Source organism: Bradyrhizobium agreste, from assembly GCF_016031625.1.
In the GTDB taxonomy this organism is placed as follows: Bacteria; Pseudomonadota; Alphaproteobacteria; order Rhizobiales; family Xanthobacteraceae; genus Bradyrhizobium; species Bradyrhizobium agreste.
This window is the reverse complement of the sequence record NZ_JACCHP010000022.1, coordinates 16,707-39,587: the sequence shown is the minus strand read 5'-3', so window position 1 is coordinate 39,587 and position 22,881 is coordinate 16,707. Positions and strand designations below refer to the sequence as shown.

Below are 22,881 nucleotides of genomic sequence, written 5' to 3'. Positions count from 1 at the left end.
TGAACCCCTACGCCAGGCAGCGGAACAGAAGTGCCGGATCGCGGTCGGGATCGATACGCAACTTGATGCCGCCCCATTCGATGCGGGATTGTTCTCCGGTGAGGAGGTTTTCGAGTGTCGTCACATGGTGACGCCGTCCGCCGGCGTCAACGGTGAGATCGCCGAGCGGCAGCCAGCATTCACGGACCTGGCGCGAGAGCGCGATCACGACGACGACTGTGTTGGCGGGATCGGCCGCCTCCTTGGCGAAGGCGATCGTCTCGCCGTCCTCCACGGCGAGAAAGCGCAAGTTCGCGGTCTGCCGCAGTGCCGCGTTCTCGTTGCGGATGCGGTTGAGCGCGCCGATGTAGGGTTTGATGTTGCCCGGGCTGTCCCAGTCGCGCTGCCGGATCTGGTACTTCTCGGAATCCAGATATTCTTCGCGGCCGGGAATGGCGCCATGCTCCAGCAGCTCGAATCCGCTGTAGATGCCGTAATTGCCTGACAGCGTCGCCGCCAGCGCGATCCGCGACTTGAAGGCCCAGGCCTCTCCGCTCTGCAGGTGATAGGGCAACAGGTCAGGCGTGTTGACGAACATGTTCGGACGGTAGAAATCGCGTTCGGGATGGCGCGTCAGCTCGCCGAGATATTGCTCCAGCTCCCACTTTTCCGTGCGCCAGGGAAAGTACGTGAAGGACTGCGAAAAGCCGAGCTTCGCGAGGCCCTTCATCAGCTTTGGCCGTGCATAGGTCTTGGAGAACAGGATCACGTCGGGATGGCGGCGGCGGATGTCGCGGATCAGCCACTCCCAGAACGCGAGCGGCGCGGTGTCGTGATTGTCGATCGCGAAGATGGTCACGCCCTTGTCGATCCAGAACAGCATGGCATCGCGAAACGCGTTCCACAGCCCGACGCGATCGACCGAATTGAAATCGGGGATGACGATGTCGGAATAGGGGCCGTCCGCCGTCCGCACCGAACGGTCGGGCCGCCATTTGAACCATTCCGGATGCTGCGTCAGCCAGGGATGATCCGGCGAGCACTGCACCGCGAAGTCCAGCGCAAGCTCGAGCCCGTATTCGAGACAGGTGGCAACCAATGCGCGGAAGTCCTCGATCGTGCCGAGCTCCGGATGCAGCGCATCGTGGCCTCCCTCGGCCGCGCCGATCGCATAGGGCGAGCCGGGATCGCCTTCACGGGCCACGGGCGCGTTGTTGCGGCCCTTGCGGCTGGTCTTTCCGATCGGGTGGATCGGCGTGAAGTAGAGCACGTCAAAGCCCATCGAGGCGATGTCGGGCACGCGCGCGATGCAGTCGCGCAGCGTGCCATGCCGGCCCGGCCATGCGCCCTGGCTGCGCGGCATCATCTGATACCAGGTGCTGAAGCGGGCCTTGTCGCGGTCCGCGATCAGCGGGAAGAATGGCGAACTCGTCAGGTCCGGCCGCGACTGGCTCTCGGCCATGGCTTCGCCGAGCTCGGTTGCGAGCAGCGAGGTGATGTCGCCGTTCCTCAAATAGTCCTCGCACTGCCTGATGATGATCGCTGCGGCGTCCTGCCGCGCGCCATGCGCCTTGGTCAAAAGGCCGGCGCCCTCGATCGCATCGAGGCTGACATCGGCCCCGGTGCGCCGCTTTCGCGCGACGGCGTGCGACCAGGTGGCAAACTCGTCGGTCCAGGCTTCGATCGCGTAGACATATTGGCCGGGCTCGGGGGGCGTGAACGCGCCGGACCAGCGGTCATTGCCGTGATGGGTCATCGGCTCGCTCCGCCATTCGCGCTCCTGCTCTCCTCGCCAGACCAGCGCAGCTGATATCACGGCCTCGCCATCGCGGTAGATATCGGCCCAGACCTCGACCGGCTCGCCCGCGATCCGCTTCACGGCGAAACGGCCTCCGTCGATCGCGGGATAAACGTCCTCGATCAGGAAAGCGCTGCCGGCCGCGGCACTTTCGACAGTTTGAATTGTCTTGTTCACGGTGATGCCATTGACAAGAAAGCAGGAGCCCGTTTCCCTTGTCGGGAACCCACGCTTGGTACCATGATAGAAAGCCGCTTGTGTGTCATTGGTTCCCTCGGGAACGGCAAGCGCAGTTTGCGAGTTACCCCTGACTAACCTCTTCCGCGATCTCGTTAATATCGATGCCCTTGGCCAAACAATGGCCTGCAAGCTGCGTGCCGAATGGATCTTTTAGCTCAAGCCCGGACCAAGGGCGTTCAATCCGAATTCATCGATGCCCTCGGCAAGCTGCGGGTCACCGCGCCCGAGGCCCTCAAGTCCATCCTCGACGCCCTGCCGGAGAAGCGGGTCTATCGCTTCGTCAACGGGCCGGTCGTGGTGCGGGCGCTCGGACACCCGCGCACGGAATTGGCGTCGGTTGGCGCGCCGCCCCTGCAGTGGAAAATCGTCGGCAATGGCAATGTGATCGCGGCAGGCGACACGCGAGAGCCCGTGATCGCCTGGCCCGCGGGCCTGGCGCTCGGGTATCACCGCCTGACGCTCACCGATGCCGGAGGTGCGAGCGAAGACGTGCCGATGATCGTGGCGCCCGAGCGCTGCTTCGGCGGCGATTTCGACCGCGGCTGGCTGCTCGCCGTGCAGCTCTACAGCGTCCGCTCCGACCGCAATTGGGGCATTGGCGATTTCACCGATCTCGCCGGCCTCGTCCGGCTCGCCAAGCAGCTCGGGGCCGACGGCGTCGGGCTCAATCCGCTGCATGTCCTGTTCGACGATCACCCGGCCGATTGCAGCCCCTATTCGCCGAACAGCCGGCTTTTCCTCAACCCGCTCTATATCGACGTCGAGGCGATTCCTGAATTCTCGGCCGATCTCGTGCCCGACGCGGCCGCGACCGCCGCCCGTCTGCGCGAGGGAGATCGCGTTCCTTATGCCGACGTGGCGGCGCTGAAATGGCTGGGTCTGCGCGCTGCCTTTAACAGCTTCGTGACAAGCGCGAGCGGGGCGCGTCGCAAGGCGTTCGACGCCTTCCGTGCCGCCCGTGCGCCGCTGTTGTCCCGCTTTGCCTGTTTCGAGGTGCTGCGGCATCGTTTCACCGGACCCTGGTGGGAATGGCCGGCGGAATGGCAGCAGCCGGACGCGACGAAATGCGCCGAGCTGCGCAACGGCCCGGACAGGCGCGAGGTCGAGTTCGTCGAATTCGTGCAATGGACGGCCGACAGCCAGCTGCATGCGGCCAAGGAGCTCGCCGGCCAGCTCGGCATGCGCGTCGGGCTCTATCTGGACGTTGCCGTCGGCGTGCAGTCCAACGGCTTCGATGCCTGGAACGAGCAGACGGCGATTTCCCGGCATCTCGCCGTCGGCGCGCCGCCCGACGTGCTCAACACGATCGGCCAGGACTGGGGCCTTGCCGGCTTCAACGCCGGCGGGTTGGAAGCGCAGTCCTTCATCCCGTTCGCCGACATGCTCGCGGCCTCGATGCGCCATGCCGGTGCGATCAGGCTCGATCACGTGCTCGGGCTGAAGCGGCTCTATCTCGTGCCGCGCGGCTTCAAGCCCGACAACGGCGCCTATGTGCAGATGCCGTTCGAGGCGCTGCTGGCCGCCGTGGCGCGCGAGAGCGCGGCCCATAAATGCGTCGTGATCGGCGAGGACCTCGGCACCGTGCCGGAAGGTTTCCGCGAGATGATGCAGGATTTCGGCATCTGGTCCTATCTCGTCATGATGTTCGAGCGCGACGATGCCGGCCATTTCCGCAATGTCGACCATTACCGGCCCAATGCACTGGTGACGCTGAACACGCATGACCTCTCGACCTATGCCGGCTGGCGCTCCTTCAGCGATCTCAAGATGAAGCGCTCGCTCGGGCTCGATCCCGGCGAGAACGACCAGGCGCGCTGGGATGCGCTCGGCAGACTCGACGAGATCCTTGGCCAGAATGGCATCAACGCCAACGATGTCTATTCTGTGCTCGCGTTCCTTTCACGCACGCCTTCTCGGCTGCTCGCGGTGTCGCTGGAGGACCTGCTGGGCGTGGTCGACCAGCCCAACATCCCCGGCACGATCGACGAGCATCCGAACTGGCGGCAGCGCCTTCCGGTCGCGCTCGACAAGATCGCCTCCAGGATCGATCTCGCAGCCTTGAAGGCTGCGACACGGGAACGTTCATTGCCCGGCGGGAATTGAACAGCCGGGCGTTGCTAGGCTCGCACGACATTGTCTCAGAGGATCGAGGACTATGCGCTGATCGGCGATTGCGAGACCGCGGCGCTGGTCGGGCGCAACGGCTCGATCGACTGGCTGTGTTGGCCTGCCTTCGATTCCGACGCCTGCTTTGCCGCCATTCTCGGCACGAACAAGAACGGGCGCTGGCTGATCGCACCGTGCGAGGACGCGACCCGCATCTCGCGGCGTTATCTCGGCAATACCCTCATCCTCGAAACGCGCTGTGAGACGAAGAGCGGCACGGTTGCGCTGATCGACTTCATGCCGCCGCGCGGCAAGGCGTCGGACATCGTGCGGCTGGTGCGCGGCATCGAGGGCACCGTGAAGATGCGGATGGAGCTCGTCATCCGCTTCGGCTTCGGCGCCGACGTTCCCTGGGTGCGGCGGATCGATCACTCCCTGATGGCCATCGCCGGCCAGGACATGACGGTGCTGCGCACGCCGGTCGAAACCCGCGGCGAGGACCTGACAACGGTCTCCGACTTCGAGGTGAAGGCCGGCGAGACGGTGCCCTTCGTGCTGACCTACGGCCCCTCGCATATCGAGCCGCCCGCACCGATCGATCCCGAGCTCGCGCTCCAGGAGACCGAAACATTCTGGCGGGATTGGTGCGGCCACTGCACCCGCGACGGCGACTACCAGGACCTCATCCTGCGCTCGCTGATCACGCTGAAGGCGCTGACCTTCGCTCCGACCGGCGGCATCGTCGCGGCGCCCACCACGTCCTTGCCGGAAAAGCTCGGTGGCAGCAGGAACTGGGACTACCGCTTCTGCTGGCTGCGCGATGCCACCTTCACGCTGCTGGCGCTGATGAACTCGGGCTATACCGAGGAAGCCTCGGCCTGGCACAATTGGCTGCTGCGCGCGGCCGCCGGCTCACCGGCGAACATGCAGATCATGTACGGCATCTGGGGCCAGCGGCGGCTCTTGGAATGGGAAGCGGGGTGGCTCGGCGGCTACGAGGGTGCGCAGCCAGTGCGGGTCGGCAACGCCGCCCATGCGCAGCTCCAGCTCGACGTCTATGGCGAGTTGATCGACGCTTTCCACCAGTCGCGCATGGCCAAGCTCAAGCTGGACGAAGAGAGCTGGGCGCTGGAATGTGCCGTGCTCAATCATCTGGCCGAAGTCTGGGACCGGCCCGATCACGGCATCTGGGAGCGGCGCGGCCAGCCCAAGCACTACGTGTTCTCCAAGGTCATGACCTGGGTCGCGTTCGACCGCGGCATCAAGAGCGCCGAGACCTTCGGCTTCAAGGCGCCGCTCCTGCACTGGCGCACCTTGCGCGATGCGATCCATCGCGACGTCTGCAACAGGGGCTTTGACGCGGAGGTGGGCGCCTTCGTCGAATCCTACGGCTCGAAACTGCTCGATGCCAGCGTGCTGCTGCTGCCGGCCGTCGGTTTCCTGCCGGCATCGGATCCGCGCATCTGCGGCACCATCGCCGCTGTCGAGAGATGCCTGATGCAGGACGGCTTCGTGCTGCGGCACGACCCGCGCGAATTGCCTCCGGGACAGCCGCCGCTCGAAGGCGCGTTCCTGGCCTGCAGCCTCTGGCTCGCCGATGCCCATGTGCTGTCCGGCAATCTCGACAAGGCGCAGGAATTGCTCGACCGCGTGGTGGGCGTCGCGAACGATGTCGGGCTGCTCGCCGAGGAATACGATCCCGTGGCCCGCCGCCAGACCGGCAACTTCCCGCAGGCCCTGACCCACATCGCGCTGATCAACACGGCGCATAATCTGTCGGCAGCAAGACAGATGAGCGAGAAGCCGGCGATCCAGCGGTCGAAGCAGTAGCGAGAGCCGTCGGCTCTTTTGCCTCCACGAGGCCGGTGCGCTCCTCTCCCGCTTGCGGGGGAGGGCTGGGGTGGGGGTGTCTCCGCTGGGCGAGAACCCCCAAGAGGCGAGAACCCTCACCCGCCGCGCGGGACGATGCTTCGCATCGCCCGGGACGCGGCGACCTCTCCCGCAAGCGGGAGAGGTGACACGACTGGCAGCCCGTCTAGCCCACCCCGTTCCGCGTCAGGATCATCTCCATCGCCTCGGCAAAACCGTCCTGCTCGTTGCTTGCAGTGACATGCGTCGCCTCGTCCTTGACGTTGTCGGCGGCGTTGCCCATGGCGATCGAGGTGCCGCTGACGTGGAACATCGCGAGATCGTTCTGCATGTCGCCGATGGTGGCGACCGCATCGTTTGAGATGCCGAGCCGCTTGGCCATGGCCTCGACGAACGTGCCCTTGTTGAAGCCGGGTGGGGTGATGTCGAGATAATAGGTTTGCGAGCGCACCGCGGTGGCCTCACTGCCGAGCGCCTCCTGCATCGCCTTCTCGCACGCGGCGAGCATTGCCGCATCGGCGCTGGCGCCGACGATCTTACAGGCGCTCGCAAGGTACGGCGAAAAGTCGCTCACGATGGTCGGGTCGGCGCGGATCGTGTGCTGCTCGTGCGCGACGTAGCTTCCGCTTGGATTGTCGATCAGCCATTGGTCGGTGGTGAACAGCCAGACGTCGGCGCCGTAGTCGCGCAGGATCCGCAAGGAGCGCTGGGCCGCGCGCGCGGGAATCAGGTGCTGCTCGACCGGCCGCATCTCGGGATCGACGATCGAGGAGCCGTTGAAGGGGCCGACCGGCAGCCACAGCGCCAGCGGCTCGATCAAAAAGCGCATGCCGATCGCCGGGCGGCTGGAGGTGATGGTGAAGCCGATTCCGGCCTGGTGCAGCCGCTGCACGGCGGACCGCGCGCGGTCGGTCAGCGTCTTGTCCTTGGTCAGCAATGTGCCGTCGACGTCGGAGACCACGAGTAAGATTTTCGTCATGGCAGAACCTTTGGCATGACGCCGCCCAGTTTCAGCTGCCGCACGATGCCGTCCACGATCGCCTCGACGGTTTCGTCGATCGAGACGGTGATGACCTGCTCGCTCGCCTCCGGCGGCTCCAGCGTCTCGAACTGGCTGGCGAGCAGTCCGGGCGGCATGAAATGTCCCTTGCGCTGCGCGAGCCGCTCGGCGATCAGCTCTTTCGTGCCTTTCAGGAATACGAAGCGGACGTCATCGCGCCCACGCAGCAGCACGTCGCGATATGCGTGCTTCAGGGCCGAGCAGGCAATGATGACGTGCTCGCCGCGTCCGCAGACCCGTGCGATCTCGTCCGCGATGGCATTCAGCCATGGCCAGCGATCGTCGTCGGTGAGGGGATGTCCGGCCCGCATCTTCTCGACATTGCTGGCCGGATGGAAGCTGTCGCCGTCCTCGAAGCGCCAGCCGAGCCGCTCGCCGAGCGCCTTCGCAACCGTGCTCTTGCCGGAGCCCGACACGCCCATCACGATCAATGCACAAGGTGCGTCAGCGCGGCCCACGAATTTCCTCCGGAAGCGCGGCCTTGTCGACCAGCCAGACGGTCTCGCCGTTCGAGCGCGCGCGTAAGGCCGGCAGATTCTCGCCATTGACGAGGCGCGTCAAGATCGGCCGCTTGTCCTGCCCGGCAATCTCGAACAGCATTTCTCGGCAGGAGGCCAACGCAGGCAGGGTAAGCGAGACCCGCGGCACGAACGGCGCAACGTTCGCTTTGGGGACGCCGACGACCCAGCGTCGGGTCTCTTCGATTTCGGGAAAGCCGGGAAACAGCGAGGCGGTGTGGCCGTCCGGCCCCGCGCCCATCAGGACGAGATCGAACAGCGGACGCGCCGGATCGATCTGGTCTCTCCCATAGAAGGCCTTTAGCTCACGCGCATAGGCTTCCGCAGCGGCATCGGGACTTACGGCCATGGTCGGGATCGGATGGATATGGCCGGCGGGCGCATGGCGATCGAGAAAGGTTGCGCGCGCGACCGCCATGTTGTTCAGCGGATCGCTTTCGGGCACGAAGCGCTCGTCGCCGATGAACCAGTGCACGCGATCCCACGGAATCCTGCTGCGCCAGGCCTCGCTACCGAGCAACTGATACAGCTTCCTCGGGCTGGAGCCGCCGGTGAGGCAGATCGCGATCCGGCCGGGATTGGCCGCGATCCGCGCCAGCACGCGTTCGGCCGCGACGCGGGCGAGAGCTTCGGCATCGGCCTCGACGATCAGCTTCGGCTGCTCAGCCAGAGCCATCACGAGTACTTCCGCCAGCTTCGCCCGTCACGCCGGAGCAGCTCGTCGGCGCAGGCAGGGCCGTCGCTGCCGGCTTCATAGGTTTCGATGCCGTTGCTGCCCGCGCTCTTCCAGGCGTCCAGGAAGGGCTGCACGGCCTGCCATCCGGCCTCGATGCCGTCGGCGCGCTGGAACAGAATGTTGTCGCCGATCATGCAGTCGTAGATCAGCGTCTCATAGCCGGTCGAGGGATCGGCGCGGAAATAGTCGCCGTAGCGGAACTTCATCTCGACGCCGTCGATGGTGACGCTCGGCCCCGGAATCTTGGCGTTGAACTGGAGTTCGATGGTCTCGGTCGGTGCGATGCCGATGGTGAGGAAGTTCTGCGAGAGCCGGTCGACCGCCGTGCCTGAGAACATCGACAACGGCGCCTGCTTGAACTTGATCGCGACTTCGGTGCGCTTGTGGCCGAGCGCCTTGCCGGTGCGCAAATAGAAGGGCACGCCGGCCCAGCGCCAATTGTCGATCATCAGCTTGAGCGCGACAAAGGTCTCGGTGGTGCTATCCGGTTTGACGTCCGCGGTCTTGCGATAGTCCGCGATCTCGTCGTCGCCGATGCGGCCGGCGAGATATTGCGCGCGCACCGAATTCCTCAGCGCCTCTTCCCGGCTGGGCTGCTGGATCGATGTCAGCACGTCCGCCTTCTCGGAGCGCACGGAGTGCGCATCGAAGCGGGCGGGCGGCTCCATCGCGACCAGCGACATCAGCTGGAACAGGTGGTTCGGCACCATGTCGCGCAGCGCGCCCGTGGCGTCGTAGAAGCCGCCGCGGTGGCCGACACCGAGCTTCTCTTCCACGGTGATCTGGATGTGGTCGATGTGGTTGCGATTCCAGATCGGCTCGAACATGCCGTTGGCAAAGCGCAGCACCAGGATGTTCTGCACCGTTTCCTTGCCGAGGTAATGATCGATCCGGTAGATCTGGTGCTCGTCCATGATCTTCAGCAGCTCGGCATTCAGCGCGCGGGCCGAGGCGAGGTCCGTGCCGAACGGCTTTTCGATCACGAGCCGCCGCCAGGCGCCGTTCTCCTTCATCATGCCGGTGCGGCCGAGCTCCCGGGCGGTCGGTGCGAACGCGGCTGGCGGCGTTGCCAGATAGAACAGCCGGTTGCCGCCGGTGTCCTGCGCGCATTCCAGCGAATCCAGATGCTGGTGCAGGCGGTCGAAGGAGGGCGGATCCTTTGCGTCGGCCTCGACGAAGGTCACGCATTCCAAAAGCTTCTTGGCGATGTCGTCGTCCACCGGGCGCGTCGCGAATTGCCGCAAGCCCTTCAGCAGGCTGTCGCGCAGCTCCTCATCCGACTGGCCCCTGCGGGCTACGCCGACGACGCAGAATTTTTCCGGCAACAGATGCTCGGCCGCCAGATTGTAGAGCGAGGGCATCACCAGGCGATGGGTGAGGTCGCCGGTGACGCCGAAGATGACGAAGGCGCAATTTTCCGGCTTGCGCTTTGGCTGCGGATCTTTTGTCACGAATTATCGGCCTTCGCTTGGTTTACTCGTTACTTTGGCTTCGCCGCGCCCGGCTCCTTGTGCCCGCCGAACCCTGCACGCATCGCGGACAGAATTTTTTCGGCGAAGGTGTGTTCCTTGCGGGAACGGAAACGTGTGTAGAGCGCCGCGGTCAGGACCTCGGCCGGCACGGCCTCGTCGATCGCGGCATTCACGGTCCAGCGGCCTTCGCCGGAATCCTCCACGAAGCCGGAATATTCGGCGAGCTGCGGACTGTCGGCGAGCGCGGTCGAGGTGAGGTCGAGCAGCCAGGATGGAATCACGCTGCCGCGCCGCCACACTTCGGCGATGTCGGCGAGATCGAAATCGTAGCGATGATCCGCCGGCAAGGCGTCGATATTGGCGTTCTTGAGGATGTCGAAACCTTCGGCATAGGCCTGCATCAGGCCGTACTCGATGCCGTTGTGGATCATCTTGACGAAGTGGCCGGCGCCGACGGGGCCGGCGTGAATGTAGCCTTGCTCGATGCGGGGATCGCGGCCCTCGCGCCCTGGCGTGCGCGGAATGTCGCCGGCGCCCGGCGCAAGCGCAGCAAAGATCGGATCGAGCCGGTCGACCACCTGCTTCTCGCCGCCGATCATCATGCAGTAACCGCGGTCCAGGCCCCAGACGCCGCCGGACGTGCCGACGTCGACATAATGGATGCCGCGCGCCTTCAGCGCCTTGCCGCGGCGCACGTCGTCCTGCCAGAAGGTGTTGCCGCCGTCGATGATGACGTCGCCTTCCTGCATCACGCCGGCGATCGTCTCGATCGTGGTCTCGGTGATGCGTCCCGCCGGCAGCATCACCCAGGCCGTGCGCGGCCGCTCCAGCTGGGCGACGAACTCTTCCAGCGTCGCCGAGCCGACCGCGCCGTCCGCGGCAAGGCTGGCGACGGCTTTGGCGTCCTTGTCGTAGACCACCGTCGAGTGCCCGTGGAGCATCAGGCGGCGAACGATGTTGCCGCCCATTCGGCCGAGGCCGATCATGCCGAGTTGCATCTGCATTCTTCCTTTAGTTCAGCGCCTCGTTGAGCGCTGCATTGAGCGCGGCGAGGCCTTTCTTGAGCCCGCCCTTCAGGTGCACGCGCAGCGCACGCCGGCCGCGTTCCGTCAGCACGTCGAAATCGCCACGCGCCTGCGCCGCCTTGATCACGCCGAAGCTCGCCTTCTGGCCCGGCACAGGCAGGTCCTTGGCATCGTCGGTGGTGATCTGGAGGAACACGCCGCTGTCGGGCCCGCCCTTGTAGGCCTGTCCCGTCGAATGCAGGAAGCGCGGGCCGAACTGGGCGCAAGTCGCAACATGCCGCTTCTCGCGCACTTCGAGCCGCATGGCCTGGAGCGCGTCGATCGTGGCCTTGTCGCGCGCGACGTAGCCGAGCAGGGCGAAGTAGTCTCCGTCGCTGGATCGCGACAGATGCGCCTTCAGCCAGGAGCCGAGATCGCCATTGGCGCCGGCGGCGCGCAGCGCCGTGGCATTGGCCTCGTCGGTGTAGAGATCGGCTTCCCTGGTGCTGACCACCGGCTCTTCTGCCGGCAGCTTGCCGGTCTTCTCGAACGCGGCGGTGAGCTCGCGGGTCTTGATCTTGGCCGCTTCCACGTCCGGCTGGTCGAACGGGTTGATGCCGAGAATGCTGCCGGCCACGGCGGTTGCCATCTCGAAGCGGAAGAACTCCTGGCCGAGATGGTCGATCGATTTCATGGCGATGCGCACCACGGGATGGCCGGCCGCCTCGATCGCGGCAAGCTTGGAGTCATGGGCGGCGTCCGCCTCGCCTTCGATGCGGATGTCGATGAAGAAGCGGTCGTTGCCGTAAACGGAGGGATCGCCCAGCGGCTCGCCCTCGATCGGGATCAGGCCCTTACCCTCTTTGCCGGTCGATTCCGCGATCAGCTGCTCGGCCCAGGCGCCGAAATCGGCGATCTTCTTCGACGCCAGGATCGTCACCTTGTCGCGGCCTTCGAGCCCCGCGAGACCCATGGCGAGGCCGAGCTGCACGCCCGGGTTTTCGGACGGCGGCACATCCGGGCCGCAGGAGCGGGCCATCGCCAGCGCATGCTTGATGAAGCTCTTGACGTCGATGCCCGCGGTCGCGGCCGGCACCAGCCCGAACGGCGAGAGCACCGAATAGCGTCCGCCGATCGAGGGCTCGCCGTGGAAGATGCGGGCGTAATGAAGGCTCTTCGCCGCCTTCTCCAGCGACGAGCCGGGATCGGTCACCGCGATGAAGCGGTGGCCGGTCTTCACCTTCGCACCGACCGCCTTGGCGACCTGCTCGTGGAAATAGTCCTTCATCGCGTTCGGCTCGGTCGTGCCGCCGGACTTGCTGGAGACGATGAAGACGGTGTTGGCGATGTCGATCTTCGCCTCCATCGCCCGCACCTGCGCCGGGTCGGTGGAGTCGAGCACGTGCAGCTTGGGGAAGCCGGGCTTCTTGCCGAAGGTCTCGGCCAGCACCTCGGGGCCGAGGCTGGAGCCACCCATGCCGAGCACGACGGCGTCGGAGAATTTCTGGCCCTTCACGCGGCCCGCATAGTCCTCGTAATCGGCAATGTCGGCCTGTTGCGGGCTGTCGAGCCAGCCCAGCCATTTGTCCTCGTCCGCGCCGGTCCAGACCGACTTGTCACGCTGCCACAACCTGCGGATCGTGGCCGACGCCCGCCACTCCTCCGTGGTCTTGGCCAGCGCCTTGCCGAGCCCGTCGCCCAGCGAGAGCTGCTGGCGGTCGAGTGCGGGCCCGAGCACAACCGCGCGCTTGTGGGCGACGGCGCCGTAGAGCTTGTCGGCGGCATCGGCAAACAGCTTGACGCCGTCCTTGACCAGCTCCTCGGTGATGGCATCGAGCGAGATGCCGGAGCGCTCCAGCTCCTCCAGCACGCGCCTCGCGTCCTCGACGTTCTCTTCCAAGCTGTCGCGCAGCTTGCCGTGGTCGCGGAACGCGTCCAGCGTCGCCGGCGGCATGGTGTTGATGGTGTCGGGGCCGATCAGCTCCTCGACATAGAGCACGTCGCTGTAGTCCTTGTTCTTGGTGCCGGTCGATGCCCACAGCATGCGCTGCGGCTTGGCGCCCTTGGCGGCGAGCTTGTCCCAGCGGGCCCCAGAGAACAGGCGCTTGTAGTCCTGATAGGCGACCTTGGCGTTGGCGATCGCGACCTTGCCCTTGAGCGCGGCGAGCCGCTCCTTCTCGGACGGATCGTTGGCGCGGGCGATCTTCTCGTCCAGCTGCTTGTCGACCACCGAATCGATCCGGCTGACGAAGAAGCTGGCGACGCTGGCCACGTGCGAGGGATCGCCGCCGCCCGCGACGTAGGTCTCGAGGCCCGCGATGTAGGCCTCGGCCACCTCGAGATAGACGGCCTTGGAGAACAGGAGCGTGATGTTGATGCTGATGCCCTCGCTGATCAGCTGCTCGATCGCCGGCAGGCCCTCCGGCGTCGCCGGCACCTTCACCATCAGGTTCTTGCGACCGACGTCCTTCCAGAGCCGCCGCGCCTCCGCGATCGTGCCTGATGTGTCCATGGCGAGATAGGGCGAGACCTCCAGGCTGACATAGCCGTCGCCGCCCTTGAGGCGGTCATAGACCGGGCGCAGCACGTCGGCGGCGTTCTGGATGTCCTCGATCGCGACGGCCTCGAACAGGTCGGCCACGGTGCGGTCGCCGCGCTTCAGCGCCTTGCCGATCGGGGCGTCATATTCGTCCGAGCTGCCGATCGCCTTCTCGAAGATCGACGGGTTGGAGGTGACGCCCTTGACGCCGTCGGTGTCGATCAGCCGCTTCAGGTCGCCCTTGGCGATGAAGCCGCGGGCCAGGAAGTCGAGCCAGACCGCCTGTCCGTGCTTTTCCAGTTCTTTGACGGGATTCATGATGCTTATTTATCTCCAAGCCTGCGGACGAGGGTTTTCGCGAAGGTCCTGACGCGCTATCCTCTAGCTTACATGCACCCGGGAGGGAACCAATCAAGGGTGTGGGAGTCATACCCTCCAGTGTAACTCCGTCGCGATCATGGCGATCCAGGCGGGCAGGGGTGCTATGTTGCGTAAAAGTGGCGACGTTGCAGACGTTGCTAAGACGCATGGCTTCGCTCGAGCGCGGTTGCATCGTGGCTCGACCGTGAAGGGCCGCGCCGGGGGAAGAACATGCAAGTCGATAAGGATCTGGCTGTCGCCGACAGCCAGCCATCGGTTATACCGGTGAGTATCGACGCATCGTGCGATCTCGAAATCCACCGCTGCGTCACGCAGCCGCGTTATGCCGGCCTCGTCGTGTTTGGCCTGATGACCGCCTGGCTGATCTGGATGCTTCCCAGCGAACGAGGAGCGGTGGCGCTCGTCACCCTCTACGGCATCCCCGATCTTCGCATTGGCAAAGAAATTTTTTCTCTGGGAGTCGATCGCGGAGATTTCGGCTGAAGAACGCCGCGGCCGCAAGGCGATCATGCTCACGCCGTCGCCGGCCCTGCAGCGCCAGCTGTCCGCCATCCCCGCGCCGGCTCGCCACCTGCAGGATGGCCATATCGCCATCAGCGCGGAGGGCTTGGCGATCTGATTTTGAGACATTGCTGCGCGCCTGTCGCGACTTCCACGCGACCGCCGGCGCACACACCGCATTGCAGCAGGAAGATGAACGGGGGCGGCAAGGCTTCGCCGTACGAGTGTCATAAGATCGCCGCTCCCGGATCGCTATGCTGCATTGCCGGATGGGGCCATCCCCGGGAACGCCCGGATGTGGCGACCAAGTGACATTTTCTGGAAATGAGCCAAAATAGACGGAGATTCGCACAAATTACAGGCAGGTGCCTGTTCGTAACTCATGGAGTGCCTACGTTGTGCGTTGCGTGGAGTTGGCACCCGGGTGTCCAATGATCGTCATGTGCTCACGCTGATTCGAAACGGCCTGAGGAACGGTCCGGTAACTGCTTTCGTTTCAGCTTGTAGCGGAACTCACGCGGAGAGGGATCATGTACAACGATTCTCTATTCAACGCTTTCGCTCGGTCGTTCGAGGCGAGAAGCCAGCACGACATGTCGATGGCGGAATATCTGGAATCGTGTCGAAGCGATCCCATGAAATACGCGAACGCGGCCGAACGACTACTTGCAGCGATCGGTGAGCCCCAGACGATTGACACGGCCAAGGACCCACGCCTTGGCCGTATTTTTTTGAACCGCACCATCCGAACCTATCCGGCCTTCGCCGGCTTCTACGGCATGGAAGAAACCATCGAGCGCATCGTCGGTTTCTTCCGCCACGCGGCGCAAGGTCTCGAAGAACGCAAGCAGATCCTCTACCTGCTCGGTCCGGTCGGCGGCGGTAAGTCCTCGCTCGCCGAGCGGCTGAAGTCGCTGATGGAAGTGCAGCCGATCTACGTGCTCAAGGCGGGCGACGAGCTCTCGCCCGTGTTCGAGAGCCCGCTCAGCCTGTTCGATCCCGATCATCTCGGGCCGATGCTGGAAGAGAAGTATGGCATTCCGCGCCGGCGCCTCACCGGCCTGATGAGCCCGTGGTGCTACAAGCGGCTCGAGGCCTTCGGTGGCGACATCTCGCAATTCCGTGTCGCCAAGATCCAGCCGTCGCGACTGCGCCAGATCGCGGTCTCCAAGACCGAGCCTGGTGACGAGAACAACCAGGACATCTCGTCGCTGGTCGGCAAGGTCGATATCCGCAAGCTCGAGACCTACGCGCAGAACGATCCCGATGCCTACAGCTACTCGGGCGGCCTCAATCGCGCCAATCAGGGCATCCTTGAATTCGTCGAGATGTTCAAGGCGCCGATCAAGATGCTGCACCCGTTGCTGACCGCAACCCAGGAAGGCAATTATATCGGCACCGAGAACATCGGCGCGATCCCGTTCACCGGCATCATCCTGGCGCACTCGAACGAAGCCGAGTGGGCGAGCTTCAAGGCCAACAAGAACAACGAAGCCTTCATCGACCGCATCTGCGTCATCAAGGTGCCCTACTGCCTCAGGGTCACCGAGGAGCAGAAGATCTACGAGAAGCTGATCCAGGGCTCCGAGCTCGCCTCGGCTCCTTGCGCGCCGTCGACGCTGGAGACGCTGGCGCGGTTCTCGGTGATGTCGCGCCTGCGCAAGCACGAGAATTCGACGGTGTTCGCCAAGATGCGGGTCTATGACGGCGAGAGCCTGAAGGAATCCGATCCGAAGGCGCGCAGCGTCCAGGAATATCGCGATGCCGCCGGCGTCGACGAGGGCATGGACGGTGCCTCCACCCGCTTCGCCTTCAAGGTCCTGGCTGCGACCTTCAACCACGATCCGCAGGAGGTCGCCGCCGACGCCGTGCACCTGATGTACGCGCTGGAACAGGCGATCCGCCGCGAGCAGCTTCCGGAGGAAACCGAGAAACGCTATCTCGAATTCATCAAGGCGGAGCTGGCACCGCGCTACGCCGAGTTCATCGGCAACGAGATCCAGAAGGCCTATCTGGAATCCTACTCGGATTATGGCCAGAACCTGTTCGATCGCTACGTCGATTATGCCGACGCCTGGATCGAGGACCAGGACTTCAAGGATCCCGACACCGGCCAGCTGCTCGATCGCGAGCTTTTGAACCAGGAGCTGACGAAAATCGAGAAGCCGGCGGGCATCGCCAACCCCAAGGACTTCCGCAACGAGGTCGTCAAATTCTCGTTACGGGCGCGGGCCCAGAACGGCGGCAAGAACCCGACCTGGACCTCCTACGAGAAGATTCGCGATGTGATCGAAAAGCGGATATTCTCCCAGGTCGAGGACCTGCTTCCGGTCATCTCCTTCGGGTCGAAGAAGGACGGCGAGACGGAGAAGAAGCACGGCGAGTTCGTCGCACGCATGGTGGAGCGCGGCTACACCGAGCGTCAGGTTCGCCGGCTCGTCGAATGGTACATGCGCGTGAAGCAGGCCGGTTGAGGCGGGATGGGAGGCGAATGGTAAAGTGCCCATTCACATTATTGACAGGCGCCTGAATCCAGGCGGCAAGAGTCTTGAGAACCGCCAGCGGTTCTTGCGTCGGGCCAAATCCCTGGTGCAGGGCGCCGTCAAGAAGACCTCGCAGGAACGCGACATCAAGGACGTCCTGGAGGGTGGTGAGGTCACGATCCCGCTCGACGGCATGCACGAGCCGCGCTTCCGCCGTGAAGGCGGCACGCGCGACATGGTCCTGCCCGGCAACAAGAAGTTCATCGAAGGCGACTATCTCCAGCGCTCCGGCCAGGGCAGCGCGAAGGATTCCGGCCCCGGCGAAGGCGACAGCGAGGACGCCTTCCGCTTCGTGCTGAGCCGTGACGAGTTCGTCGATCTGTTCCTCGACGATCTCGAGCTTCCGGATCTCGCCAAGCGCAAGATCGCGCAGACCGAGAGCGAAGGCATCCAGCGCGCCGGCTACACCATGACCGGCTCGCCCGCCAACATCTCGGTGAGCCGGACGGTGAAGCTGGCGCTCGCCCGCCGCATCGCGCTCAAGCGTCCGCGCAAGGACGAGATCGAAGAGCTGGAAGCCGCGATCGAAGCATGCACCGACGAGGACGAGCGTGCGGCTCTCGTGGCCCGGCTCGAAACCCTGAAGGCGAAGTCGAAGCGCATCCCCTTCATCGATCCGCTCGACATCCGCTACCGGCGCTTCGAGACGGTGCCGAAGCCCGTCGCGCAGGCGGTGATGTTCTGTCTGATGGACGTCTCCGGCTCGATGTCCGAGCACATGAAGGATCTGGCGAAGCGCTTCTACATGCTGCTCTACGTCTTCCTGAAGCGGCGCTACAAGCACGTCGAGATCGTCTTCATCCGCCACACCGATCGCGCCGAGGAGGTCGACGAGCAGACCTTCTTCTACGGTCCGGCCTCGGGCGGCACGCTGGTCTCCAGCGCGCTGCAGGCGATGCACGAGATCGTGCGCGAGCGCTTCAACCCGTCGGACTGGAACATCTACGCCGCGCAAGCTTCCGACGGCGACAATTCCTATTCCGACGGCGAGCTCACGGGGCTCCTGCTGACCGAGAAGATCCTGCCGGTCTGCCAGTTCTTCGCCTATCTCGAGGTCGGTGAGGCCGGCGGCAGCGCCTTCGATCTCTCCGACTCTTCGCTCTGGAGCCTCTACGAACGCCTGCGCAGCAGCGGCGCGCCGCTCTCGATGCGCAAGGTCTCGGAGCGCAGCGAGATCTTTCCGGTATTCCACGACCTGTTCCAGCGCCGCGACACTGCCAAGGAGAAGGCCGCTCCATGACGGAACGTTTGTTCGAAGGCGCCGATTGGGATTTTCACACCTTGCAGCGCATCACCGATGCCTGCGAGGAGGTGGCGTTGAAGGATCTCGGCCTCGACGTCTATCCGAACCAGATCGAGGTCATCACCGCCGAGCAGATGCTGGACGCCTATTCGTCGGTCGGCATGCCCTTGTTCTACAAGCACTGGTCGTTCGGCAAGCACTTCGCATTCCATGAGGCGTCCTACCGCAAGGGCCTGATGGGGCTCGCCTACGAGATCGTCATCAACTCCTCGCCCTGCATCTCCTATCTGATGGAGGAGAACACGGCGACGATGCAGACGCTGGTGATCGCGCACGCCGCCTTCGGCCACAACCATTTCTTCAAGAACAATTATCTGTTCAAGCAGTGGACCGATGCCGACGGCATCCTGGACTATCTCGACTTCGCCAAGAATTACGTTATGCAGTGCGAGGAGCGCTACGGCCGCATCGAGGTCGAGCGCACGCTCGACGCCGCGCACGCGCTGATGTCGCACGGCATCGACCGTTACCCCGGCAAGAAGAAGCTCGACCTGCGCGCCGAGGAGAAGCGGGCAGGGCGCCGCCGCCAGCACGAGGAGGAGGTCTTCAACGATCTCTGGCGCACGGTGCCGAAGGGTGCCGCCAAGAGCCGGTCCACCCTGAGCATCGAGCGCCGCCGCAAGCTGCTCGGCCTGCCGCAGGAGAATTTGCTCTATTTCCTGGAGAAGAGCGCGCCGCGGCTGGCGCCCTGGCAGCGCGAGCTGCTCCGCATCGTCCGCCACATCGCGCAATATTTCTATCCGCAGAGCCAGACCAAGGTCATGAACGAGGGGACGGCGACCTACGTCCATTATCGCATCATGACCAGGCTGCACGAGCAGGGTCGCATCAGCGACGGCAACTTCCTCGAGTTTCTGGGGTCGCACACCAACGTGGTGTTCCAGCCCGAATTCGACGACCCGCGCTTCTCCGGCTTCAACCCCTATGCCCTGGGCTTCGCGGTGATGCAGGACATCGAGCGCATCGTCGCCAATCCGGCAGACGAGGACCGCGAGTGGTTCCCGGACATCGCCGGCAAGGGCGACGTCATGGGCGTGCTGCGCGATGTCTGGGCCAATTACCGCGATGAAAGCTTCATTGGCCAATTCCTGAGCCCCAGATTGATGCGGCACTTCCGCATGTTCCACCTGCACGACGATCCCGAGGAGCGCGCCGGCATCCGCGTCGATGCCATCCACGACGAGCGCGGCTTCCGCCGCGTTCGCCGCGAGCTGGCGCGGCAGCACGATGTCGGCTTCATCGACGCCAATATCGAGGTGGTCGACGTCGATCTCTCCGGCGACCGCCGGCTGATCCTGCATCACCACGTCATCAAGGGCTCGCAGCTCAACGAGACCGACGCCAAGCGCGTGCTGCAGCACCTCGCCGATCTCTGGACCTACGACGTCGCGCTGATCGAGGTCGACGCCAACGACAAGGTTTTGCGCGAATACGTCGTCAGCCCGCGCCCGATTCCCGCCGCGGTGGCGTGAGGGCGGAGGGCACGTCGAGCGCTTGAACTTGGGAGCCCCGAGTGGCGCATCGGCGGCGGTGCGTTCCCTCCCCCCTTGTGGGGGAGGGCTAGGGAGAGGGGTGGCCCAGCAAAAGGTGCCCGTTATTGACGGTGCACCGAGGCGTGCGTGAAGGAAAGAATCCCCGTGCGGCACCCCCCTCCCTGACCCTCCCCCACAAGGGGGGAGGGAACGGAGAGAGCTTCGCTGCCGCCTACACGATCTTCAGCTCATCACGCTTTTCTTTTTGGCCGGCTTCGCCTTGCTCGCATTCAGCTCCACTGCCGCGCGGATCAGCGCCTTGAACGCCTTCTCATTGATCCTCTCGCCCTCGCGGATATCGATCGCGCGGCGCACATTGCCGTCCAGGCTGGAGTTGAAGAGACAAGCGGGATCCGCCAGCGCCGCGCCCTTGGCGAAGGTCAGCTTCACCACCTCCTTGTAGGTCTCGCCGGTGCAGATGATGCCATCATGCTCCCACACGGGAACGCCGCGCCATTTCCATTCCTCGACGACGTCAGGATCGGCTTCCCTGATCAGGCCGCGCACGCGCGCGAGCATCTCGCCGCGCCAGTCGCCGAGCTGCTTGATCCGGCCGTCGATCAGCTTTGATGGCGAGGCGGTGCCTGCGTCCTTCGCGCTGCTCTTCGTTGCCGTCACGGGCTTCTTCATCATGGCCTCGTTCACGCCTTGCTGTGGCCGCGATAAGGCAGCGCGAACAGATAGAGGCCGGTCGCGAGCAGCGGAATCAGCGGCACGAGCGCCAGGAAGCCGATCCACATCGCCTGGACCTGCATCGTCATCGCCACGATGTTGGCGATGACGGCGAGCGTGAAAGCCATCGACAGCCAGCGATGAATTTGCCGAATCCACATCTGCGTGCTCATTGGGACCTCCTGTTGGATTGATCGAAATGGACGCCGGCGGAGCTAGCCGGCTCGCGCCAGCACCTCGTCCAGCTTGGCCAGGAACTGCTTCCAGCCGGCATGCGCGCCGCCGAACGCCTGCTTCTGCGTCGGGCGGAAGCCCGCCTGCTCGACGCGCAGATGCGTGCCCGCGCTCGTCGGCGTCAGCGTGAAGGTGACGATGCTCTTCAGATCGAAGGCGGCGTCCTCGTGCGAGAAATTCCAGGTGTAGGCCAGCGTCTTCTGCGGTTCGATGGTGAGCACCTCGCAGTCCAGCACGCCGCCCCATTCGCCGCGCAGGTTGAAGCGATGGCCGACGGCCGGCTTGAAGTCGTTCTTCATCAGCCATTCCTCGATCAGATGCGGCTGCGTCAGCGCGCGCCAGAGCCGCTCGGTCGGAAAGGCAAATTCGCGCTCGATGACGACGGAGCGCGTCTCGGCGGGTTGGTTCATTGGTCCATCCTCTTCAGGAGATCGTCGAGGGCATCGAGCCTGTTCTGCCAGAACCCGGCCATCTGGCCGGTCCAGTCGATCAGCGGATTGAGCGCACCGGGCTGCGCGCTGTAATGGGTCTGGCGTCCTTCATGCCGGTCACGCACGAGCCCCGCCTGCTTCAAGGCGCCGAGATGCTTCGACACCGCCGGCTGGGACACGCCGGATCGCGCCGTCAGCGCCCCGACCGTCTGCTCCCCCTCGCGGCACAGCCGCTCGAAGATCGCCCGCCGGGTGGGATCGGCGAGGGTCCTGAACAGGAGGTCGGGGGTGGAGGGCATGCGCGATCCATAACTGCGAAGTTATGGATTAATTCATAACTTCGGAGTTATGGTTGAGTCAAGTCCGATGGAAATAGGGGCGAGGAGGGAGCCGCGGGCTCCTCTAACCTCTCCAGCTTGCGGGAGAGGTCGGCGCCTGCGGGCGATGCGAAGATCGTCCCGCGCGCCGGGTGAGGGCTCTTTCCTCTGGGAGATTGTCCCATTGCCGAGACACCCTCTCCCCAACACTCCCCCGCAGGCGGGGGAGAGAGCGCACCTGGCGCGCGGCCAGCTCCTAAGGACGCAAATACAAATACCCCTGCGATTGCAGCTCGGCCAAGCGCACCACGCCGCCTCTTTCCGCGCTGACGAACCCCGGCAGCAGCTCGTCGAGCGTCACGTTCTGCGCCTTCATCGTGTTGCCGCAGGCCGCGAGCTCGACGCCGCCTTTGGAGAAATCGCCGACGCGCTTGCTGACGTCGGGGCTGGCCTGGGCCCAGTGAAACGCCTTCAGCGCCGGGCCGTGGATCACCAGCGCGAGCGTCACATGCTCGGGGCCGCCGACGCCGTCGATGTGGTTCTGGATGTTGCCGAGCACGAAATTGACCTTCTCGGCATCGCTGAGGTGATAGACCACCTTGAGCTTGTTCGATGGCGCGTCGGTCGCGGCTTGTGCACGCGAGGCGCCGAGCGCTGCACCCAGCGCCGAGACGGCGCTCCACAACATGTTCCGGCGGTTCATGGCGATCTCCTCGACGAAGCCCCGAATGTGCCGAAGGCATATCACTTGTGGCGCAGCGCCGCGAGTTCCTTGCGGTCGGTCACCAGCGAAGCGCACTCGCTGTCGTCGGTGCGGTCGAGGCGGAAGATCTTGTCGTCGGCGCCGGCCGTCAGCGAATGCTCGGCATCGTCGTCCGGCTTGTTGTTCTGCCAAACGCGGACGCGTTCGAGCCGGACGATCGCCGACTTGTCGTCCCTGGAGAGCGCAACGCCGATGCCGCCGCCCTCGCAGTCGACGCCGCAGCCGAGGCGCACCTCGTCGCCGCTCCTGGTGAACACGGCGTGATTGCACGAGCCGCTGGAATCGAAATCGCCGCTGCGGTGACGGTATTTGAAGCCGAGGCGGAAGGAGTTGTGGAGCTGCTTGTCCTCCTTGTCGAACTCCGCGGAGATCAGCAGCTTCATCGCGGCAACCTTCTGCTTCGGATGCCGCGCCAGATGGTCGGCATCGTAGCGGCGGACGAAGCAGGCATAGGCCTTGTCGCCGGGAGTCCCCGCATACATACGCGTATTGAAGGTCTCTGCCTCGGCCTTGCTGGCCTCGCGAATATCATCGCCGTCCTCGGCCCGGGCAGTGCCGATCAATGCAGCCAGGACAAGGGGAAGGGCAAGCGGAAGGACAAGGGCAAGCTTCATGATCGCACCGAGCGCCTGATGGCCATTGGCCCGCCATGCGCGGGCCGGTCTGGCGATTGGTCGCAGGCGAAGTGGAGCGCGTTCAACCCTCGCACGTCGCGCGAGGTCGGGCTGAGGCCACGCCGGGCCTTAGTCACCACTGCGATCAAGAAGGTTCAATGGATGCGACGACTTGATTCCTGGGAACCCGGCGCCGGTGCGTGCTGCGACATTGTCTCGGTTCGTCAATGTGGTAGCCTTCACAGACGACCGCCTTTGGCTGTCGTAGG

At 64.6% G+C, this 22,881-nt stretch carries 19 protein-coding genes; 6 read left to right on the top strand and 13 right to left on the bottom strand.

The annotated features are described in order from the left end of the window. Positions 1-7: 7 nt before the first annotated feature. Positions 8-1,954, bottom strand: a complete 1,947-nt coding sequence (locus tag HZZ13_RS28345) for a maltotransferase domain-containing protein (RefSeq protein ID WP_197962818.1) — start codon at positions 1,952-1,954, stop codon at positions 8-10. A gap of 204 nt (positions 1,955-2,158) precedes the next feature. Between HZZ13_RS28345 and malQ the strand changes: the two genes are divergently transcribed. Together malQ and HZZ13_RS28335 are read left to right on the top strand one after the other, a co-directional pair. Beyond that, positions 2,159-4,120 carry a 4-alpha-glucanotransferase gene (gene malQ / locus HZZ13_RS28340; RefSeq protein ID WP_197962817.1) on the top strand — a complete coding sequence of 654 codons (1,962 nt, stop codon included), beginning with the start codon at positions 2,159-2,161 and terminating at the stop codon, positions 4,118-4,120. 30 nt (positions 4,121-4,150) lie between these two features. Beyond that, entirely contained in the window at positions 4,151-5,953 is a 1,803-nt protein-coding gene (locus HZZ13_RS28335) for a glycoside hydrolase family 15 protein (protein WP_197962816.1), read from the top strand. 205 nt (positions 5,954-6,158) lie between these two features. Here HZZ13_RS28335 and HZZ13_RS28330 read toward each other — a convergent pair whose 3' ends face one another. From HZZ13_RS28330 to HZZ13_RS28305, 6 genes are read right to left on the bottom strand one after another with little or no spacing between them, the layout of a single operon-like run. Next, a complete protein-coding gene (locus HZZ13_RS28330; protein WP_197962815.1) occupies positions 6,159-6,971 on the bottom strand; it encodes an HAD family hydrolase in 813 nt (270 codons plus the stop codon). Further along, a complete protein-coding gene (locus HZZ13_RS28325) occupies positions 6,968-7,474 on the bottom strand; it encodes a gluconokinase (RefSeq protein WP_210349513.1) in 507 nt (168 codons plus the stop codon). The genes HZZ13_RS28330 and HZZ13_RS28325 overlap by 4 nt, the downstream gene beginning before the upstream one ends. A gap of 22 nt (positions 7,475-7,496) precedes the next feature. Next, the gene (gene pgl, locus HZZ13_RS28320; RefSeq protein ID WP_197962863.1) at positions 7,497-8,246 is read right to left on the bottom strand and encodes a 6-phosphogluconolactonase; all 750 of its coding nucleotides are present in this window, start codon (positions 8,244-8,246) and stop codon (positions 7,497-7,499) included. Then, complete coding sequence (gene zwf / locus HZZ13_RS28315; protein WP_197962813.1) at positions 8,246-9,757, bottom strand: glucose-6-phosphate dehydrogenase; 1,512 nt, start codon at positions 9,755-9,757, stop codon at positions 8,246-8,248. Before zwf ends, pgl begins: the two co-directional genes overlap by 1 nt. A gap of 29 nt (positions 9,758-9,786) precedes the next feature. Further along, positions 9,787-10,776: a phosphogluconate dehydrogenase (NAD(+)-dependent, decarboxylating) gene (gene gnd / locus HZZ13_RS28310; RefSeq protein WP_197962812.1), complete on the bottom strand. Its 990-nt coding sequence runs from the start codon at positions 10,774-10,776 to the stop codon at positions 9,787-9,789. A 13-nt stretch (positions 10,777-10,789) separates the two neighbouring features. Continuing rightward, positions 10,790-13,639 carry a bifunctional transaldolase/phosoglucose isomerase gene (locus tag HZZ13_RS28305; RefSeq protein ID WP_197962811.1) on the bottom strand — a complete coding sequence of 950 codons (2,850 nt, stop codon included), beginning with the start codon at positions 13,637-13,639 and terminating at the stop codon, positions 10,790-10,792. Between the two features lie 273 nt (positions 13,640-13,912). On the opposite strand from HZZ13_RS28305, the gene HZZ13_RS37430 reads away from it, so the two are divergent. The 4 genes from HZZ13_RS37430 to HZZ13_RS28285 all read left to right on the top strand — a co-directional run bounded on the left by HZZ13_RS37430 (position 13,913) and on the right by HZZ13_RS28285 (position 19,521). Further along, complete coding sequence (locus HZZ13_RS37430) at positions 13,913-14,185, top strand: hypothetical protein (protein ID WP_311972759.1); 273 nt, start codon at positions 13,913-13,915, stop codon at positions 14,183-14,185. A gap of 548 nt (positions 14,186-14,733) precedes the next feature. After that, a complete protein-coding gene (locus HZZ13_RS28295) occupies positions 14,734-16,677 on the top strand; it encodes a PrkA family serine protein kinase (protein WP_197962810.1) in 1,944 nt (647 codons plus the stop codon). Positions 16,678-16,708: 31 nt separating this feature from the next. After that, positions 16,709-17,986, top strand: coding sequence for a YeaH/YhbH family protein (locus tag HZZ13_RS28290; protein ID WP_197962862.1), 1,278 nt, complete (start codon positions 16,709-16,711; stop codon positions 17,984-17,986). Continuing rightward, positions 17,983-19,521: a SpoVR family protein gene (locus HZZ13_RS28285; protein WP_197962809.1), complete on the top strand. Its 1,539-nt coding sequence runs from the start codon at positions 17,983-17,985 to the stop codon at positions 19,519-19,521. The genes HZZ13_RS28290 and HZZ13_RS28285 overlap by 4 nt, the downstream gene beginning before the upstream one ends. A gap of 243 nt (positions 19,522-19,764) precedes the next feature. Here HZZ13_RS28285 and HZZ13_RS28280 read toward each other — a convergent pair whose 3' ends face one another. The 6 genes from HZZ13_RS28280 to HZZ13_RS28255 all read right to left on the bottom strand — a co-directional run bounded on the left by HZZ13_RS28280 (position 19,765) and on the right by HZZ13_RS28255 (position 22,612). After that, entirely contained in the window at positions 19,765-20,211 is a 447-nt protein-coding gene (locus HZZ13_RS28280; protein WP_197962861.1) for a DUF1801 domain-containing protein, read from the bottom strand. 11 nt (positions 20,212-20,222) lie between these two features. Then, the gene (locus HZZ13_RS28275; RefSeq protein ID WP_197962808.1) at positions 20,223-20,426 is read right to left on the bottom strand and encodes a hypothetical protein; all 204 of its coding nucleotides are present in this window, start codon (positions 20,424-20,426) and stop codon (positions 20,223-20,225) included. Positions 20,427-20,468: 42 nt separating this feature from the next. Further along, positions 20,469-20,897: an SRPBCC family protein gene (locus HZZ13_RS28270; RefSeq protein WP_197962807.1), complete on the bottom strand. Its 429-nt coding sequence runs from the start codon at positions 20,895-20,897 to the stop codon at positions 20,469-20,471. Further along, the gene (locus tag HZZ13_RS28265) at positions 20,894-21,217 is read right to left on the bottom strand and encodes an ArsR/SmtB family transcription factor (protein WP_197962806.1); all 324 of its coding nucleotides are present in this window, start codon (positions 21,215-21,217) and stop codon (positions 20,894-20,896) included. The genes HZZ13_RS28270 and HZZ13_RS28265 overlap by 4 nt, the downstream gene beginning before the upstream one ends. A gap of 274 nt (positions 21,218-21,491) precedes the next feature. Continuing rightward, positions 21,492-21,938, bottom strand: coding sequence for a DsrE family protein (locus HZZ13_RS28260; protein WP_197962805.1), 447 nt, complete (start codon positions 21,936-21,938; stop codon positions 21,492-21,494). Positions 21,939-21,979: 41 nt separating this feature from the next. Continuing rightward, positions 21,980-22,612: a hypothetical protein gene (locus tag HZZ13_RS28255; protein WP_197962804.1), complete on the bottom strand. Its 633-nt coding sequence runs from the start codon at positions 22,610-22,612 to the stop codon at positions 21,980-21,982. Between the last annotated feature and the right edge of the window lie 269 nt (positions 22,613-22,881).